Here is a 16,602-nt window from a genome sequence, read left to right as displayed (position 1 = left end):
ATGACAAATTATCAAAAACCAGATTTAGCCGGTCATTTCGGGTCATTCGGTGGCAGGTTCGTTCCAGAAACGTTAATGCCAGCTGTGTTAGAACTTGAAGAAGCTTATGAACATGCGATTAAAGATCCAATTTTTATCGAGGAATTAGACGATTATTTGCGTCAATATGTTGGTCGGGAAACACCACTTTATTATGCTGAACGTTTAACAGAGGCTTTAGGTGGGGCAAAAATCTATTTAAAACGAGAAGATTTAAACCATACCGGTGCCCACAAAATCAATAATGCGCTTGGTCAGGCACTCTTAACATTACGAATGGGTAAGAAAAAAATTGTTGCTGAAACAGGTGCGGGACAACATGGCGTCGCAACAGCAACTGTATCGGCACTGCTAGGCTTGGAATGTATTATTTTTATGGGAGCAGAAGATATTCAAAGACAGAAATTAAATGTCTTTCGGATGGAGTTGCTCGGAGCAAAAGTCGTTAGTGTCGATCAAGGCAGTGGCACATTAAAGGATGCCGTCAATGAAGCACTTCGTTACTGGGTTGCCAATGTAGAGGACACCCATTATATTATTGGTTCAGTTGTTGGCCCACATCCATTTCCGAAAATTGTTCGTGATTTTCAAAGTGTGATTGGTAATGAAGCGAAACAGCAATTTTCAGACGATATTGGTGGTCTACCAGATGCACTTGTTGCTTGTATCGGAGGTGGCAGTAATGCGATGGGCTTGTTTTATCCATTTATTAGCGACAAATCAGTCAAGATTTATGGCGTTGAAGCAGGTGGTTTAGGGGTTGAGACAGGCAAGCACTCCGCCACATTAACAGACGGTAAAACGGGTGTTTTACACGGGATGATGACACATTTACTTCAAGATGAGCATGGTCAAATCCAAGAAGCAACATCGATTTCTGCTGGACTGGACTACCCAGGTGTTGGTCCAGAGCATAGCCACCTAAATGAAATTAATCGGGTTAGATACGAATCAATTACCGATGTAGAGGCGCTAGACGGGCTGAAATTACTTTCCCAAACGGAAGGGATCATTCCAGCATTAGAAAGTGCCCATGCGATTGCTTATTTGAAAAAACTCGCCCCAGAGATGAACAAGGATCAATCGATTATTGTCTGTCTATCCGGACGAGGAGATAAGGATGTTGAAGCGGTGCAAGCAGCATTAGGAGGTGAGTTAGATTGACGGTCAACAAACTAGAAACAGCATTAGAACAAACACTAGCAAACGGCGATAAAATTTTCATTCCCTATATTATGGCTGGTGATGGCGGGCTCGATAAGCTACCTGAACAAATTCAATTTTTAGCAGAGGCGGGAGCGACTGCAATTGAGCTTGGCATTCCATTTTCAGATCCTGTTGCCGATGGACCCGTCATCCAAGCAGCCGGAATTCGAGCGTTATCTCTAGGTGTCAGCCTACGAGCGATCTTGGAAGTATTAAAAGCAACAAAAGGTGAACGGTCGATCCCAATTGTGTTAATGACTTATTTTAACCCGATTTATGCTTATGGATTGGAGCAATGTCTCGCGGATTGTGCTGAAGCGGGTGTGTCAGGATTAATTATTCCGGACTTGCCAATAGAAGAAGAAGGAGAAATCCCTGAGTTGATTGCTGATCACGATCTCGCTTTGATCAGACTTGCTACATTAACTAGCCCACGAGAGCGTCTGACTAAAATTGCTACCAAGACTAGAGGTTTCTTATATGCGGTCACTGTAACGGGAACAACGGGTGAACGCAACGAATACATTGACTCAATTGGCGATTATTTGTCTAACTTAAAACAAGTCAGCCCAAAACCAGTTGTCGCTGGATTCGGTGTCTCAACACCCGAACAAGTCAAACAGCTTAGTAGCTATTGCGATGGTGTGATTGTCGGCAGTAAAATTGTTAAAAGCCTCCATGAAGGGAACCGGGACACAATTGAGGAATTGATTTTAGCGACAAAAAGTTGATTTGGAAGACTATAATTTGAATGTTTTATTGAAAAAGGATCATGAAATTAAAATGATCCTTTTTCTAATTTAAACTCTCTTTTTATTGGTTAATGTATTAACGGTATAATATAATCATTAGGGAAACTAGGGATATAATGAATTAAAAACATTTTATGTAAAATTAAACAAAACAACAACATCCCCTTAGAAAATATAGGAGAAGGTGATTATCAAGTGAAAAACTATATATTTTTAGCGCTGTTATAATCTCTATAATAATTATGTTTTTGCTGAGATATTACTTTGAGTTAATTGGTGATGGGGCTATTGTAATAGGATTTGTTGTCATGTTTATTATAGTGTTAATTTTAAGAGATAAACTGGGGATAAACTTTTTCAAATAACTATTTACCTGAATTATTCATAGTTTATCGCAAAGTAAGTGATACTGCTTAAATAACTGCCTTTCGTTTATATGTACGCACTCACTTAAAAAGTGAACGGAAATAATGCATAGTCATCTGAAGACACGAAGACTCCAGCGGGAATAGGATGAGCCGAAGATCCACTTTTGGAGCGATTTTTGCTACAAAAGTTAGCTGAGGCCATCCCCGCGGAACGCGAAGTGTCTTCAGATGACGACCTCTTCTATGAATAATTAGGGATTTATTATATTTATTAAATAAAATCCCCACCAAAGTAGAATGCTCTACTCTGATGGGGATTGATTTTGTTGTTATTTTACAGTAATTGTTGCTTCTCTAGCTAATGCATTTTCTTGTTGAACTGCTTTTAAGGCAACTTCATTCAAGTAGTTAACCGGCTTATTGAAATGTGGCTGGAAGAAGAAATCAGACAGTGCCAACTGCTCAATCGTCATTTGATTCGCAATGGCGATACTCACCGTGTTAGCCACCTGCGTTAAGTCAATATCTGAGATAACCTGAGCACCAACAACACGCCCTGTACCAACTTCATAAACAAGTTTTAAATGAATAATATTATTTTCAGGCATGAAATCAGGGCGATAAGTCTCTTTGATTTCGACTGAACGAACCTCAATATCATTCACTTTTGCTGCATCTACAGTTAAACCTGTTGAACCAATGTAATGATTATAGATCTTCAATCCAGATGTACCTTGAGTGCCAGGATGCTTAACTTTTCGATCAACCAAGTTCTGCGCAGCGATTGTTCCCATTCGAACAGCATTTGTCGCTAATGGAATATAAGCCGCTTTACCAGTTGGATTGTAAGGAACTGCACAGCAATCACCCGCTGCAAAAACATCCTTCGCACTTGTTTCCATAAACTCGTCAACAACGATCGCACCACTTGGTAGCATCTCGATTTGACCTTTAAATAAATCAGTATTTGGACGGAAGCCGATGCACATAACAACAAGCTCAGTTTCAACCTCGCTCTTGTTTGTAATCACTTTTTCGACCTTGCCGTCACCCTCAAAGCCAGAAACAAATTCATTCAGTAATAATTGCACACCTTTGTCACGGAATGATTGTTCAACTGGATTAGTGAATGCTTCGTCTAAGTAACGATTCAAAATTCTCGATTCCGCATCAACTAGTGTGACTTGTTTGCCGTTTTCTTCAAATGCTTCGACTAATTCAACACCGATATAACCCCCACCAACAACCGTCACATGTTTAACATGCTCAGAACGACGGATGATGTCTTTTGCGTGATCATAGTTTTTACATAGAACAACATTATCAAGATCAAAGCCAGGAATTGGTGGCGTTAGTGGCCATGAACCTGTTGAAATAATTAACTTGTCATACGAATGAAGCTTCACTTCACCCGTTTTTAAATCTTTAGCTTCGAGTTGCTTTTGTGCAATATTGACAGAAACAACATCATGCTCCATGTGCATCTTAATCCCTCTATCTTCAAAACCATCAACTGAAGCATAGAAAAGGGATTCAGCTTTTTCAACAACTCCACCAACATAGAGCGCAATACCACATGAAAGGAATGAGACATTATCATTTCTTTCAAAAACGTCGATTTCAGCATCAGGATAAAGTGTTAATGTGTTTTTAATCGCCGATGTTCCAGCATGCGTACAACCAATAACTGCTATCTTCATTTTTAGTCCCCCTAAATCGTTCATTTATTCACATAGAACAGGATAAAATGAACGGATTTATTATTTATTATTTATTAATACTTATTATACGTTTAAGTATATTAACTAGCAAGCAATTGTTAGACTTTTCACAATCTTTTTTTTAGAACATGATCAGCTCGCATTTTGTCGGGAAGGAAAAAAGCGAATTCACAAAGTTGTCACAACTTAATATGACATTTTTGTGAACGAAAATGAAAAAACAGGGAAATTAATCCCTGTTTTATGCGTATAATTTTGCGATTTCTGCTTGTAATTTGCGATCACTCACATACTCGCTGTAACTCATTTGCTTATCAATGACCCCATTTGGTGTAAGCTCAATTAAGCGATTTGAAATGGTCTCAATAAATTGGTGGTCATGTGACGTGAATAAGAGTGCTCCCTTAAAATTAATCAGCCCATTATTCACTGCTGTAATCGATTCTAGATCTAAGTGGTTTGTCGGCTCATCAAGCAGAAGGACGTTCGCACTTGAGAGCATCATTTTTGCTAGCATACAACGAACTTTCTCACCACCGGATAAAACACTCGCCTTTTTCAACGCTTCCTCACCTGAAAATAACATTCGTCCTAGGAAACCACGTAAGAACGTTTCTGTTTCATCTTCTGGTGAATACTGACGAAGCCATTCGACTAATGTCAGATCACTATTTTCGAAAAACTCACTATTATCTTTCGGGAAGTATGACTGTGTCGTTGTAATTCCCCACGAGTAAGAACCTGAATCGGCCTCAATTTTGCCGGTTAAAATATCAAATAGTGTCGTTTTTGCGATATCGTCCGGTCCAACAAAGGCAACTTTATCTTCACGATTTAACGTAAAGCTAACATTGTCCAATACTTTAACGCCATCAATTGTCTTCGTTAAGCCTTCAACTCTGAGCAAATCATTTCCGATTTCACGTTCAGGCTTAAAAGCAACGTAAGGATAACGACGAGAAGATGGCTTGATATCATCTAAAGTAATATTCTCAAGCATTTTTTTCCTTGATGTCGCTTGACGCGATTTCGATGCATTCGCACTAAAGCGTGCGATAAAGTTTTGTAAATCCTTAATTTTCTCTTCTTTTTTCTTATTTTGATCCTGTGACATTTTTAACGCAAGCTGGCTTGACTCATACCAGAAATCATAGTTCCCAACATAAAGCTCAATTTTTCCAAAATCAACATCAGCAATATGCGTACACACTTTGTTTAAAAAGTGGCGGTCGTGCGAGACAACAATAACTGTGTTTTCAAAGTTAATTAAAAATTCTTCTAACCATTGAATTGCTTGAATATCTAAGTGGTTTGTTGGCTCATCGAGCAGTAAAATATCAGGTGATCCGAATAGCGCTTGAGCAAGTAAGACTTTGACTTTTTCAGAACCGGTGAGCTCAGCCATTTTCTTTTCTTGTAAATCTTCCCCGATACCGAGTCCTTTCAATAGAACACTAGCATCTGATTCAGCTTCCCAACCATTTAATTCAGCAAACTCTCCTTCGAGTTCGGCTGCTTTCATCCCATCTTCTTCGGTAAAATCTGTTTTTGCATAAATCACATCTTTTTCCTGCATCACTTGATAAAGGCGATCATGGCCACGAATGACTGTTTCAATGACAGATAATTCTTCAAAAGCAAAATGGTCTTGCTTCAAAACGGCCATCCGCTTGTTTTTTTCTAATGAAACATGACCAGCCTGTGGGTCAACTTCACCAGATAATACTTTTAAAAAGGTTGATTTACCAGCACCATTTGCTCCGATTAAACCATAGCAATTCCCCGCGGTAAATTTAATATTGACATCTTCAAATAATTTTTTATCACCATAACGTAAACTAACATTTGATACTTGTAACATAGTCCATTCCTCCAAAATATATAACCTGTGCCTAGCTTATGCTAAATGGCACGTTAAGTCAATTATCACTCTTAAAATTAATCCGATAAAAAAGCTAAGCATATTTCTTTATTTATTTTAGAAAAAGTGGAATGATAGTCAAGTACGTCTATTATAGAGAAGAAATTTAGGGAGGATTTATTATGGCAAAAGATTTTTACCAAGCAGTTGCAGATCGTTACTCTGTGTATCAGATTGCCGATAAGAAAATAGTATCAGAAGAAAGAATCGAGGAAGTTGTTCAATTTGCAATCGAACACACACCTTATGCGTTTAACTCACAAAGTGGACGCGTTGTCGTTTTATTCAATCAAGAAAGTGATAAGTTTTGGGAATTAACAAAAGCAGAATTGAAAAAAATTGTTCCAGAAAATGAATTCCCAGCAACAGAAGCAAGAATCAACGGCTTCAAAGCAGGATATGGAACAGTCCTATTTTTCGAAGATCAGTCAATTGTTCGCGGCCTACAAGAGCAAATGCCACTATATGCTGACAACTTCCCAATTTGGTCAGAGCAAGGATCAGGTATGTTGCAGTATGTTGTTTGGACAGCACTTGAAAATGAAGGCTTAGGTGCAACACTACAGCACTACAACCCATTAGTCGATCAAGCAGTTCAAGCAGAATGGGGTATTCCTGAAGATTGGTTGCTACGCGGCCAAATGCCATTCGGTAAACCAGAAGGCGAACGCCCAGCTAAAGAACAACAACCAATCGCAGATCGTGTAAAAGTTTTTAAATAAAATATCAATCGACCTCCTATAAGTAGGAGGTTTTTGTTTACATACGATTCGTTTTTATTATTGCGAATGAGCACAAAATACAAGCTCTTTATTTACTAATCAAGCACAAATTGCTATCATTTAGTAAAAGACGTTCTAGAAGGAGGCACTATGACAGTTATCACGTTTTTCTTAATTTTAGTTCTACTCGTTGTGTTTCAATTTATCATTAAAAGAGTTCTGGCCAAAAAATTCGAACTAAAGAAATTACCTTCAGGCACAGGCAGATTTGTTAACAACCAGCACCAAAAAATCGATTTAGGCCTATCGATCCTATTTTTGATCTTGTTTTTATTATTTACGATGACCGATCTCGTACAAGCAAATATGTTCGATGTCGCGTCACCATACATCATTTTTCCCGTTCTATTTATTATTATGGAACTGATTCGCGCCTGGTTTCAATGGAATAAAACCGATCAACCAAAGCGAGCCTATATCACACTGATGAACGTGTCGATTATAGTTGTCTTAATTATCTTTTATTACCTATACGTCATTTTTTATATTTAAGCAGTTTTCCCCTAATCAATAGGGAAAGAAAGGATTGATTTTTTGAGTAAAACAGTTGTCCTCGCAGAAAAACCTTCCGTTGGTCGTGACATGGCACGTGTATTAAATTGCCAAACCAAACGAAACGGTTATTTCGAAGGAGCAAAATATATCGTCACATGGGCACTCGGGCACCTCGTCACGCTAGCTGATCCAGAAGCATACGATCCCAAATACAAACAATGGCGCTCAGAAGATTTACCGATGCTTCCAGATCGACTCAAGCTCGTCGTCATTCGCCAAACGAACAAACAATTTCAAACTGTGAAAAAACTACTGAACCGAAACGACGTTAGCCAGATTGTGATCGCAACGGATGCTGGGAGAGAAGGGGAGTTAGTCGCCCGCTGGATTCTAGAAAAAGCACGGATCAATAAGCCGATCAAACGTCTGTGGATATCTTCGGTAACTGATAAAGCGATTCGTGACGGGTTTGCAAAATTAAAACCAGGTAATGCTTATGATTCACTTTATCAAGCTGCCGCAGCGAGGTCTGAAGCGGATTGGTATGTCGGCTTAAATGCGACACGAGCCCTGACAACGACACATAATGCGCAGCTCTCTAGTGGTCGCGTGCAAACACCTACCTTAGCCATGATCGCCGAGCGTGAAAAAGAGATTAATCAGTTTAAACCGCGGAAGTTCTATGGCATAAAAGCTGAGAATCGATCAGGTTTGCGATTAAATTGGCACGATCAAAACAATCAAGGGAGAATTTTTGACAAAACAAAAGCTGATAAACTGCTTGCTACACTTAAAGGCAAGCAGGCAAAAATTCAGTCAATCAAGCGGACGGAAAAAAGAAGCTTTGCGCCACCTCTGCATGATTTATCGTCGTTACAACAGGAGGCAAATAAGGCGTTCGGTTATTCTGGGAAGCAGACGTTGTCGATTATGCAGAAGTTGTATGAGCAGCATAAGGTGTTGACCTATCCGCGAACGGATTCGAAGTTTTTATCAAGTGATATTGTGCCGACGTTGAAGGATCGGGTCGATGCGTGTGCGGTTGGTGAGTATCAGGTTGCAGCTCGAACGATTTTAAAGTCAGGCATTAAGGCAAATAAATCATATGTTGATGATAAAAAGGTGACTGATCACCATGCGATTATTCCAACTGAGGAACCGGTGATGCTGGCGAAACTCGATGATCGGGAACGGAAAATTTATGATCTTGTCATTAAGCGCTTTTTGGCAGTGTTATCAGCGCCATATCGTTTTGAGCAGACGAAAGTAGAAGTTACGATTGCAGGTGAGTTATTTTCTTTAAATGAAAATAATGTCATTGATCCCGGCTGGAAAATGCTCTATCAAGATCCAGGTGATCAGACCCGCTTGCCGGCACTTAAAGAGGGTGATCCGATTGAGTTGACTGTTCAATTAACAGAAGGCGAGACGTCACCACCTGAGCGGTTCACTGAGGGAACATTGCTTCAAGCGATGGAAAATCCGGCAAAATATATTGATACTGGAAGCAGTAAACAAACTGAAACGCTGCAGCAATCGGGTGGTCTTGGCACAGTGGCAACGCGGGCGGACATTATCGATAAGTTGTTCAATACCCACTATATTGAAAGTCGGGGTAAACATATTTTCACAACCTCAAAAGGTCGTCAGCTGTTAGAGCTTGTGCCTGCTGATCTACGTTCACCTGTTTTAACGGCTGAATGGGAAGATCAGTTAGCGGCGATTGCATCAGGACAGTTAAAAAAAGACGCGTTTATTAAAGAAATGAAACGTTATACACGGACAGTTGTGAGCGAAATTAAAAACACGGATAGCACGTTTAAGCATGATAATATTACCGGGACGAAATGTCCGAGTTGTGGTAAGTTGATGCTTGAAGTTAATGGTAAGCGAGGGCGAATGTTGGTCTGCCAAGATCGCGAATGTGGTGAGAAGAAGAACATTGCTCGTACGACAAATGCACGTTGTCCGAATTGTTATAAGAAGATGGAATTACGCGGAACGGGAGAGGCTCAAACGTTTTCTTGTAAGTGTGGGCATCGTGAGAAATTATCTGCCTTTCAAAAGCGCAGAGCAAACAACAACCAACAACGTGCCTCAAAACGCGATGTAAACAAATACATGAAACAAAATAATAAAGAAGAATTCACTAACACAGCTTTAGCTGACGCATTGAAAAAATTTAAGCAATAATAAAAGTAATTAAAACAACCCAAACCTTTTTGATGTTTGGGTTGTTTTCAATGAATGATCTTTATTTTTCCTTCAATAAATCACGAATCTCAGTCAGCAGTACAGTCTGCTCATCGATTTCTTCCACGGCCTCTTCTTCAACCGCTTCTTTTTTCCGCTTAACCGAATTAATCAAACGAATAAAAATAAAGATCGAGAAGGCAATAATTAAAAAGTCAACAATACTCTGAATAAATAAACCATATTCAATCACCGCATCATCAACAGTAATCGCTAAAGAAGAAAAATCAATCCCACCCATAAATAGCCCAATTAAAGGCATAATCACATTGTCTACTAAAGCAGAAACAATGCTACTAAAAGCAGCACCAATAATAATTCCAACTGCTAAATCTAACACATTTCCACGGGCGATAAACTCCTTAAAATCCTTCAACATAACCTGTCATTCCTTTCATTGTATAAGCAAAATATTTTTTTGATAGATGATCCTTATTTTATCACAAACTCTACTGCTAGAGACGTATATTTGCTGGGAATTCAAATTTAGCTATCTAATTGTAAAAGGATTCTGTATAATGATGATAAATTTATGAAACTTTTTTGTTTAAATATCTGTCTATAGAGATAGGGAGGAGGCTAAGATGAAAACAAAAAATATCTATTTATTATTTTCAAGTACTGGTACAATGCTTGCAAGAACGATAGATTTATACACAAGAGCATCTTTTAATCATGTCTCAATCTCACTTGATGAATCACTCGATCTCGTATACAGTTTTGGACGAAAGCGACCAAAGAACCCTTTCATTGGTGGATTTGTAAGAGAGAATATTAATTTGCCATTCTTTCTTCATTCGAACTGTGCAATCTATCAATTGAAGGTTACTGAACAGGAATATGATCAATTAAGGGAAAAACTTTTACTTATGGAAGCGCAAGAGCACTTATATCGTTATAATTTTTTAGGTTTATTTGGAGTCATGATGAATATTGAGTTTCATCGCCACAATGCATTTTTCTGTTCTCAATTTGTCGCGACGTTACTTAAAGAGTGTGGGATCTATCATAATGCAAAACCAGCCGGCCTGATTCGGCCACAAGATTTACGTAATTGGGAACAATTACAATTGGTTTATCAAGGTGAGTTAAATCAATATCCTTATTTCAATTATCAACCTGAAGACGAAGTTACTGGATCAATGCGCCAAACTTTCAGCATTTATTATTATTTTATGAATTATCAAGTCAAGCGCACAACAAAACGCGTCATCAAAACATGGCGGTACTTCCGTCTCTAAACGATCAGCTTAGCAGAAAATCCTGCTAAGCTTTTTTAATAATCATTAGATAGTCTTAAAAATATCAATTATTCTCCGACTTGTCTACATTTCGCTGAACTCGTCTGTATTTTCTTGAACCTGTGCAGAAATCACAACGGGAAGTTTCTTCAAATAACCTCATGTTATCAACACCCCCCTTATTAAGCCTCAAGTCTTAGTTAAAAATATAACTAGAGATCATTACATAATCCCGAAAAGAGCGCTAAAATTAAATTATCAAATCAAGTGTTTCATTCTAAAGACAAAGGAGAACGCTTATGCATAACTTATTTGATAAAAAACCAATTCAAATTTTAATCATAATCTGTTCGGCTGTGTTTCTATTTGAATTTATCTTCTTCAGTTCAAACCAAATCTTGTGGTTAATTCTCTTGGGTGCAATTGCATACTATTCTTGGGAGCACTATTACCGAGAACCTTATCGGGTGACTTTCTGGATTGTGATGATTATTATTGCATCGATCTTGCTCGATCGAATTTTCTTCAGAATTTTATTTGGTGTCCTGATCATTTGGTTTATCATTCAATATGTGCAAAACCAATCAGACACGAAACAGACAGCTCGTGTCGTTCAATTTGATGATGAGCCAATCGAAGAAACTGAAATATTATATTCAAACAAATGGTTTGGTGGTCAAAAACTTGGTGAGCAGGCTTATCAATGGCAAGACTATAATAGCCAGACACTTTTTGGTGAAACGGTGATTGATTTAACCCAGACTGTTTTACCGAAGGGCGAGCCATTAATTTTAATTCGTCACCTTGCTGGGACGATAAAAATCATTGTTCCATACGATGTTGAAGTGAGTATCCATCATTCTGTTTTCCTTGGATCAGTTGATATTTTTGGTTATGGATATGATCAGTTCACGAATCGAGTGATTCATTACCAAACTAAAAATTATCACCAAGCGAATCAACGTGTGAAAATTTATACATCGATGATTGCTGGAAAGATCGAGGTGGTACGAGGATGAGAAAGGCGATTGCTAGAGGGATTTTCTTCGCAGCCTCACTGGTCATCACGTTGCTATTATTACTGTTTCAGCAGTATGACATTTTAGACTGGCGTTTACTTTGGTTCCAAAGCTTTGTTGGTTTACCAATCTTGTTTCTAATTATTTTTATAGTCATCGTGATCGGATCCATTTTTGGATTTGTCACATATCAAAACCAAAAAAGCCAAGTACGCATTATTAATGAAAAATTAAACCAAGTTTTAACCGGAAAAACAGATACAAACTTACTAGATACTGAAAAAAATCAACTCATCAATCAAACGCTAGAATTAATCAGTGAGCTTCAACTACAACTTGGTCAAATAACTAAAAGAATGCAAGCAGTTATCAGTGAGCAACTTGAAGATCAAGAGGAAAAAATAGAGGCGCGATTGACAGAAGAAAGGAATCGATTGGCGCGTGAACTGCATGATTCAGTCAGTCAGGAATTGTTCGCCGCATCGATGCTCGTTTCTGCGATCAATGAGTTAGCGCTTGAAAGTGTTGATCAAATTGCCCAACCATTGGAACAAGTTGAACAAATGATTCAACAAGCTCAGTTAGAAATGCGGGCACTGCTCCTTCATTTACGTCCAATTGCATTAAAAGATCAATCGTTAAAAGCTGGAATCGATCAATTGATCTCGGAATTAGTTGAAAAAGTTCCCCTCAAAATTAATTGGCAAACAGAGGAGATCTCGCTCAATCGAGCAGTCGAAGATAACCTCTTTCGCATTTTACAAGAGTCATTATCGAATGCACTTAGACATGCGAAAGCAAATCAAATTAATGTATTATTTATCAAGCGTGATCATATCGCTATTTTAACCGTGATTGATGATGGAATAGGCTTTGATCCAGACCAGGCTTTATCAGGTTCATATGGACTTGCCAATATGCAAGAACGAACGACAGAAATGGGTGGGCAGTTCAAAATTGTTAGTTTACCAAATCAAGGGACAAAGATTACGGTCCACGTTCCGTTAAATCGTGAGGAGTGAGAAGATGATTCGAGTATTATTTGTCGACGATCATGAAATGGTTCGAATCGGTGTCACAACATTTTTAAAAACACAAAAAGATATTGAAGTCATTGCAGAGGCCTCGAATGGTGAGGATGGTGTGAAGCTAGCACTGGAATTGAGACCAGACTTAATTTTAATGGATATTGTGATGGATAAAATGGATGGGATCGAGGCAACAAAAAGAATTATTGCAGCATGGCCGGAAGCAAAAATTTTGATGGTGACAAGTTTTGTTGATGATGATAAAGTCTATCCCGCACTTGAAGCGGGAGCGACAAGCTACGTTTTAAAAACATCGAAAGCAAGTGATATTGCTGATGCGATTCGGAGAACGGCTCGGGGAGATCTGTTTTTGAACAAGAAGTGACGAGCAAAATGATGGCGAAAATGCGTGGTGACGCTGAACCTGAATTACATGAAGATTTAACAGCTCGAGAACGAGAAATTTTACTTCTTATTGCATCTGGAAAAACAAATCAAGAGATTGCTGATCAACTTTTTATCGCTATAATAACAGTCAAAGTCCATGTTAGCAATATACTTAGTAAGTTAGAGGTTGCCGATCGGACACAAGCTGCGATTTACGCGCATGAACACAAATTAGTAGAGAAAAGTTTTGACTAGGAGGAGGACATCATGAATCAAAAACGCTATTTACAGGAATTGGCTTATTATTTACGTTCATTACCTAGCGATGTACAAAAGCAGATTATTGATCATTATCGTGATCAGTTTGATGGAGAACGCTCGGAAGAGGATACAATTTTGTTATTAGGGAGACCGAAAGCAAATGCCGAAAAGGAATTGGCGATTTATGCCGACCAAATTGAGCCTGATCGAGAAGAGGTTGTTGTCGTTAATCAAGATCAGCCGACAAGTTCAGCTCGACAAGATCAACCAATCAACTATTTATTACTGATCATTTTAATTATTGTTAATCTGATGTTTGTTTTAGGTCCTGCGATTGGTATCTTTTTTGCAGGAATAGGGATTTGGATTAGTTCGATTGTGTTAATGGCTACACCATTAATTTCCCTTTGGTCTGATGGCGCGATTCTTTTCCCAGAGTTTTATCCGATTTTAGCTGCAGTAGGTCTTGGAATTTTACTATTTGTTGCGATGCATTATTTATCAAGGTTGGCTGGTCGTCTAACACGTGCCTACTTTGATGCGATGAATCGAATGGTAAGGGGAGGATAGAAGATGAAAAAATTTGCTTTAGTAGGATTGGCAATTTTAGTCATCGGTGTGTTAGGAACGATTTTTAACTGGAATCAGTTAATTGGACGAAGCAGAATCGATACGGTAGGGCGCACGATTGAGGTTGAAAATGAAGAAATTAGTGCGATTGATATTAAGAGTGATCTTGCGGAGATTTATTTTTTCCCGACAGATGAAGCGACAATTCAAATTGATGTCCGTGGAAAAAGTAACAAGTCAATCGATGAGCTGTTAGAAGTTAAGGAATCTGGTGATCGATTATTAATGACGATTGATCATCACTCAAGATTTCCTAAAGTTAATATTTTTCCTTTTTGGAATCATCAGAATCTGACTGTAAGTGTTGGGATCCCCGAATCATTTAATGGTTCAGTTGAAGCACGAGTTGATGTTGGTAAAATCCGTATCAATGATCTGAAATTTGCTAAATTTACTGGTGTGATTAATGTCGGAGATCTGGAAGGGCGTAGTTTTGAGACGTCTGAAGGTAGTGTAGAGGTCGATGTTGGAGACATTGATTTAATTGATGTCGTTGGAGACTGGTATTTATCCGCCGATGTTGGTCAGATCGATCTTGATTTAGTTGAATGGCAGGGTAATGTTGAGGCATATGTTGATATTGGTAATATCAAGATTCATATCCCAGAGGAACCAGAGTTTTACTCACTACGATTGGAGGCGGAGTTAGGGGATGTCAAGGGTGTTGATGATCCAATTATTGAATTCCGCTCTGCCGATAGTAGAGCAATACCGAGACTTGATGCATCAACTGACATCGGTAATATCACCTTAAACTGGGGACGCTAGGAAAATTGAAATAGCTAACTTATCATTGCATAAGTTAGCTATTTTACCCGCTTGCATCGATTTCATTTACGACAGCACCTGCACGAGAAATTTTAATTGAAAAAGAAATATTTTCATCGGTCAAATCCAACTCCTGCATACTAAAACGAATGTTGCTTTGAATATTTATTTGAGTGACAGCAACATAGATTTGTTCATTGACCGAATCCAAAAAGATCCAGGCAGGTGTATCAACTTGTCGATTAAAATAATGAAGAATTCGATCCTTTGGTAAATTGAGCAAACCAAGTGACATTTCAGTAATGAGTAAAACTAAATCTCCGTTTGGCTGGACATCTGGATCCATGCGAATATTAATTGGAATCGGCACACCAAAGGCAGAAAAGGTTCCATAGAGATGGATATCTTGATCGATCTGAACTGAAAAATTAGCTGAATCAGCTTGGATAACTTGTCCTAAATAGTCATTAATTAATTGATTTAAATCTTCCTTTGTTGCCTCAACTTTAAATTCCGCACCAGGCTCATCAATCGAAATCGGATTAGGTAAAGGATCAGATTGCGGTGGCGTTGAAAAAATGAAAATCACGATAACTGTTATGATCACTAAATTGGTCCCAAATAAAATTAAAAAATACATCTGCCAATTCCGCTGCTTCAAAATATCCCTCCTTTGCCTAACTACTTAACTTATTCAATCGACGTATTCTCATCGATCATTTGCATGTCATCTTCTAAAGCTAACTGCTCAAAAATTGGAGAAACAGCTTCCAATACACGTGCTCCAATCAAAGAATAACCCGTTTCATTCGGATGAAAATTATCATTAGCAAGCAAATTCACCTGATCAATTTGAAATAAATCATGAATCGGAATAAAATGTCCTGTCTGATAACTCTCAAATACTGATTGCCCTACATTATTCCAATCAACTAAAATCTCTTCCAATGCCTCAATCTCATCAAAATAACCTTCAAACGGATTATAAAAGCCAATCAGAAAAATTTCTACATCTTCATTATATGACAAGATTAAATCGATTAGTTCTCCTAATCGCATTTCATAAGCATCGATTTCTGCATCAAAGGCACCCTCATCTAAATTCAAAATATTATCACGAACAATTTGCAAAATATCATTTGCACCAACTGTCAGCAAGACAATATCGGCACGTCGAATTGAACGTTGCACAGCGCTCTCTTCTTGAATGCGATCGATAACTTGCCCGGTTTGAAAGCCACGATGACCGAAGTTTTCAATTCGAACACGGTAATCCATTGCAGTTAGACGCCGTTTCACAGTCGATAAGTAGCCATCTCGATTTGTTTCATCACCAACCCCTTGTGTTAAGGAATCACCAATCGCCGTTACGTAGTAGTCATTTTGTGTGAAAACGTTGATCGTTTGCTCGACTGCATCTTTTAAACTTTGCGATAGATCGTTTGTTGCGGTTTGAACTTCTTCATCCATACTTTCGACTTGACTGATTACTTCATCAATCGGTTCTTGATCTGGTTCTGTGATTGTCGTTTGGTAAATTGGATTTGGTCTGAGGAGTAAATATAGAAAACCAGCCAGTATCAATATTGATAAGCCAGTCCAAAATAATTGTTTTCTTCGTCGTCGCGTCATCAGCTAACACCCATTCAATATAATTGTACCTGCATTATTCATAACTTGATTTTTTATAGGTGATTTGCCCATTAAATTGCCAAAAGTGAATGCCAGTTA

The 16,602-nt window shown here is 38.4% G+C and carries 15 protein-coding genes and 1 pseudogene; 11 read left to right on the top strand and 5 right to left on the bottom strand.

All coding sequences use genetic code 11. The features are described from left to right. On the top strand, positions 1-1,203 hold the full coding sequence (gene trpB / locus ABD814_RS11415; protein WP_344913256.1) for a tryptophan synthase subunit beta: 1,203 nt from the start codon (positions 1-3) through the stop codon (positions 1,201-1,203). Further along, a complete protein-coding gene (trpA, locus tag ABD814_RS11410) occupies positions 1,200-1,976 on the top strand; it encodes a tryptophan synthase subunit alpha (RefSeq protein ID WP_344913255.1) in 777 nt (258 codons plus the stop codon). The genes trpB and trpA overlap by 4 nt, the downstream gene beginning before the upstream one ends. Before the next feature lie 718 nt (positions 1,977-2,694). Here trpA and ABD814_RS11405 read toward each other — a convergent pair. Together ABD814_RS11405 and ABD814_RS11400 are read right to left on the bottom strand one after the other, a co-directional pair. Then, positions 2,695-4,065, bottom strand: a complete 1,371-nt coding sequence (locus ABD814_RS11405) for an FAD-dependent oxidoreductase (protein ID WP_344913254.1) — start codon at positions 4,063-4,065, stop codon at positions 2,695-2,697. A 262-nt stretch (positions 4,066-4,327) separates the two neighbouring features. Then, a complete protein-coding gene (locus ABD814_RS11400; RefSeq protein ID WP_344913252.1) occupies positions 4,328-5,947 on the bottom strand; it encodes an ABC-F family ATP-binding cassette domain-containing protein in 1,620 nt (539 codons plus the stop codon). A gap of 182 nt (positions 5,948-6,129) precedes the next feature. Between ABD814_RS11400 and ABD814_RS11395 the strand changes: the two genes are divergently transcribed. From ABD814_RS11395 to ABD814_RS11385, 3 genes are all read left to right on the top strand, one after another. Further along, positions 6,130-6,729 carry a nitroreductase family protein gene (locus ABD814_RS11395; protein ID WP_344913250.1) on the top strand — a complete coding sequence of 200 codons (600 nt, stop codon included), beginning with the start codon at positions 6,130-6,132 and terminating at the stop codon, positions 6,727-6,729. Between the two features lie 150 nt (positions 6,730-6,879). Beyond that, entirely contained in the window at positions 6,880-7,281 is a 402-nt protein-coding gene (locus tag ABD814_RS11390) for a DUF4181 domain-containing protein (protein ID WP_344913249.1), read from the top strand. A gap of 42 nt (positions 7,282-7,323) precedes the next feature. Then, positions 7,324-9,477 carry a DNA topoisomerase III gene (locus ABD814_RS11385; protein WP_344913247.1) on the top strand — a complete coding sequence of 718 codons (2,154 nt, stop codon included), beginning with the start codon at positions 7,324-7,326 and terminating at the stop codon, positions 9,475-9,477. A 61-nt stretch (positions 9,478-9,538) separates the two neighbouring features. On the opposite strand, the gene mscL is transcribed toward ABD814_RS11385, so the two are convergent. Further along, positions 9,539-9,916 (bottom strand): large conductance mechanosensitive channel protein MscL, encoded by a 378-nt coding sequence (gene mscL / locus ABD814_RS11380; protein WP_344913245.1) that lies wholly within the window; start codon positions 9,914-9,916, stop codon positions 9,539-9,541. 205 nt (positions 9,917-10,121) lie between these two features. On the opposite strand from mscL, the gene ABD814_RS11375 reads away from it, so the two are divergent. From ABD814_RS11375 to ABD814_RS11350, 6 genes and pseudogenes are all read left to right on the top strand, one after another. Next, positions 10,122-10,778 carry a hypothetical protein gene (locus ABD814_RS11375; RefSeq protein WP_344913243.1) on the top strand — a complete coding sequence of 219 codons (657 nt, stop codon included), beginning with the start codon at positions 10,122-10,124 and terminating at the stop codon, positions 10,776-10,778. A gap of 299 nt (positions 10,779-11,077) precedes the next feature. Further along, a complete protein-coding gene (liaF, locus tag ABD814_RS11370) occupies positions 11,078-11,797 on the top strand; it encodes a cell wall-active antibiotics response protein LiaF (protein WP_344913241.1) in 720 nt (239 codons plus the stop codon). Continuing rightward, entirely contained in the window at positions 11,794-12,819 is a 1,026-nt protein-coding gene (locus ABD814_RS11365) for a sensor histidine kinase (protein ID WP_344913239.1), read from the top strand. Before liaF ends, ABD814_RS11365 begins: the two co-directional genes overlap by 4 nt. A 4-nt stretch (positions 12,820-12,823) precedes the next feature. Continuing rightward, positions 12,824-13,467: pseudogene (locus ABD814_RS11360) on the top strand (response regulator). 12 nt (positions 13,468-13,479) lie between these two features. Further along, positions 13,480-14,043 (top strand): DUF1700 domain-containing protein, encoded by a 564-nt coding sequence (locus ABD814_RS11355; protein WP_344913237.1) that lies wholly within the window; start codon positions 13,480-13,482, stop codon positions 14,041-14,043. Between the two features lie 3 nt (positions 14,044-14,046). Next, positions 14,047-14,871, top strand: a complete 825-nt coding sequence (locus ABD814_RS11350; protein ID WP_344913235.1) for a DUF4097 family beta strand repeat-containing protein — start codon at positions 14,047-14,049, stop codon at positions 14,869-14,871. 43 nt (positions 14,872-14,914) lie between these two features. Here ABD814_RS11350 and ABD814_RS11345 read toward each other — a convergent pair whose 3' ends face one another. Next, positions 14,915-15,532 carry a YpmS family protein gene (locus ABD814_RS11345; RefSeq protein WP_344913233.1) on the bottom strand — a complete coding sequence of 206 codons (618 nt, stop codon included), beginning with the start codon at positions 15,530-15,532 and terminating at the stop codon, positions 14,915-14,917. Between the two features lie 29 nt (positions 15,533-15,561). Continuing rightward, positions 15,562-16,503, bottom strand: coding sequence for a GDSL-type esterase/lipase family protein (locus tag ABD814_RS11340; protein ID WP_344913231.1), 942 nt, complete (start codon positions 16,501-16,503; stop codon positions 15,562-15,564). Between the last annotated feature and the right edge of the window lie 99 nt (positions 16,504-16,602).

This window comes from Amphibacillus indicireducens (assembly GCF_039539605.1).
Lineage (GTDB): Bacteria > Bacillota > Bacilli > Bacillales > Amphibacillaceae > Amphibacillus > Amphibacillus indicireducens.
The sequence above is the reverse complement of the archived record's forward strand: the minus strand, read 5'-3'. Positions and strand labels throughout refer to the sequence as shown.

Bases quoted from the DNA above. Each gene is read 5' to 3' on its own strand.
- trpB (WP_344913256.1), top strand. From the start codon at position 1: ATGACAAATTATCAAAAACCAGATTTAGCCGGTCATTTCGGGTCATTC.
- ABD814_RS11405 (WP_344913254.1), bottom strand. From the start codon at position 4,065: ATGAAGATAGCAGTTATTGGTTGTACGCATGCTGGAACATCGGCGATT.
- ABD814_RS11400 (WP_344913252.1), bottom strand. From the start codon at position 5,947: ATGTTACAAGTATCAAATGTTAGTTTACGTTATGGTGATAAAAAATTA.
- ABD814_RS11395 (WP_344913250.1), top strand. From the start codon at position 6,130: ATGGCAAAAGATTTTTACCAAGCAGTTGCAGATCGTTACTCTGTGTAT.
- ABD814_RS11390 (WP_344913249.1), top strand. From the start codon at position 6,880: ATGACAGTTATCACGTTTTTCTTAATTTTAGTTCTACTCGTTGTGTTT.
- mscL (WP_344913245.1), bottom strand. From the start codon at position 9,916: ATGTTGAAGGATTTTAAGGAGTTTATCGCCCGTGGAAATGTGTTAGAT.
- ABD814_RS11375 (WP_344913243.1), top strand. From the start codon at position 10,122: ATGAAAACAAAAAATATCTATTTATTATTTTCAAGTACTGGTACAATG.
- liaF (WP_344913241.1), top strand. From the start codon at position 11,078: ATGCATAACTTATTTGATAAAAAACCAATTCAAATTTTAATCATAATC.
- ABD814_RS11365 (WP_344913239.1), top strand. From the start codon at position 11,794: ATGAGAAAGGCGATTGCTAGAGGGATTTTCTTCGCAGCCTCACTGGTC.
- ABD814_RS11355 (WP_344913237.1), top strand. From the start codon at position 13,480: ATGAATCAAAAACGCTATTTACAGGAATTGGCTTATTATTTACGTTCA.
- ABD814_RS11350 (WP_344913235.1), top strand. From the start codon at position 14,047: ATGAAAAAATTTGCTTTAGTAGGATTGGCAATTTTAGTCATCGGTGTG.
- ABD814_RS11340 (WP_344913231.1), bottom strand. From the start codon at position 16,503: ATGACGCGACGACGAAGAAAACAATTATTTTGGACTGGCTTATCAATA.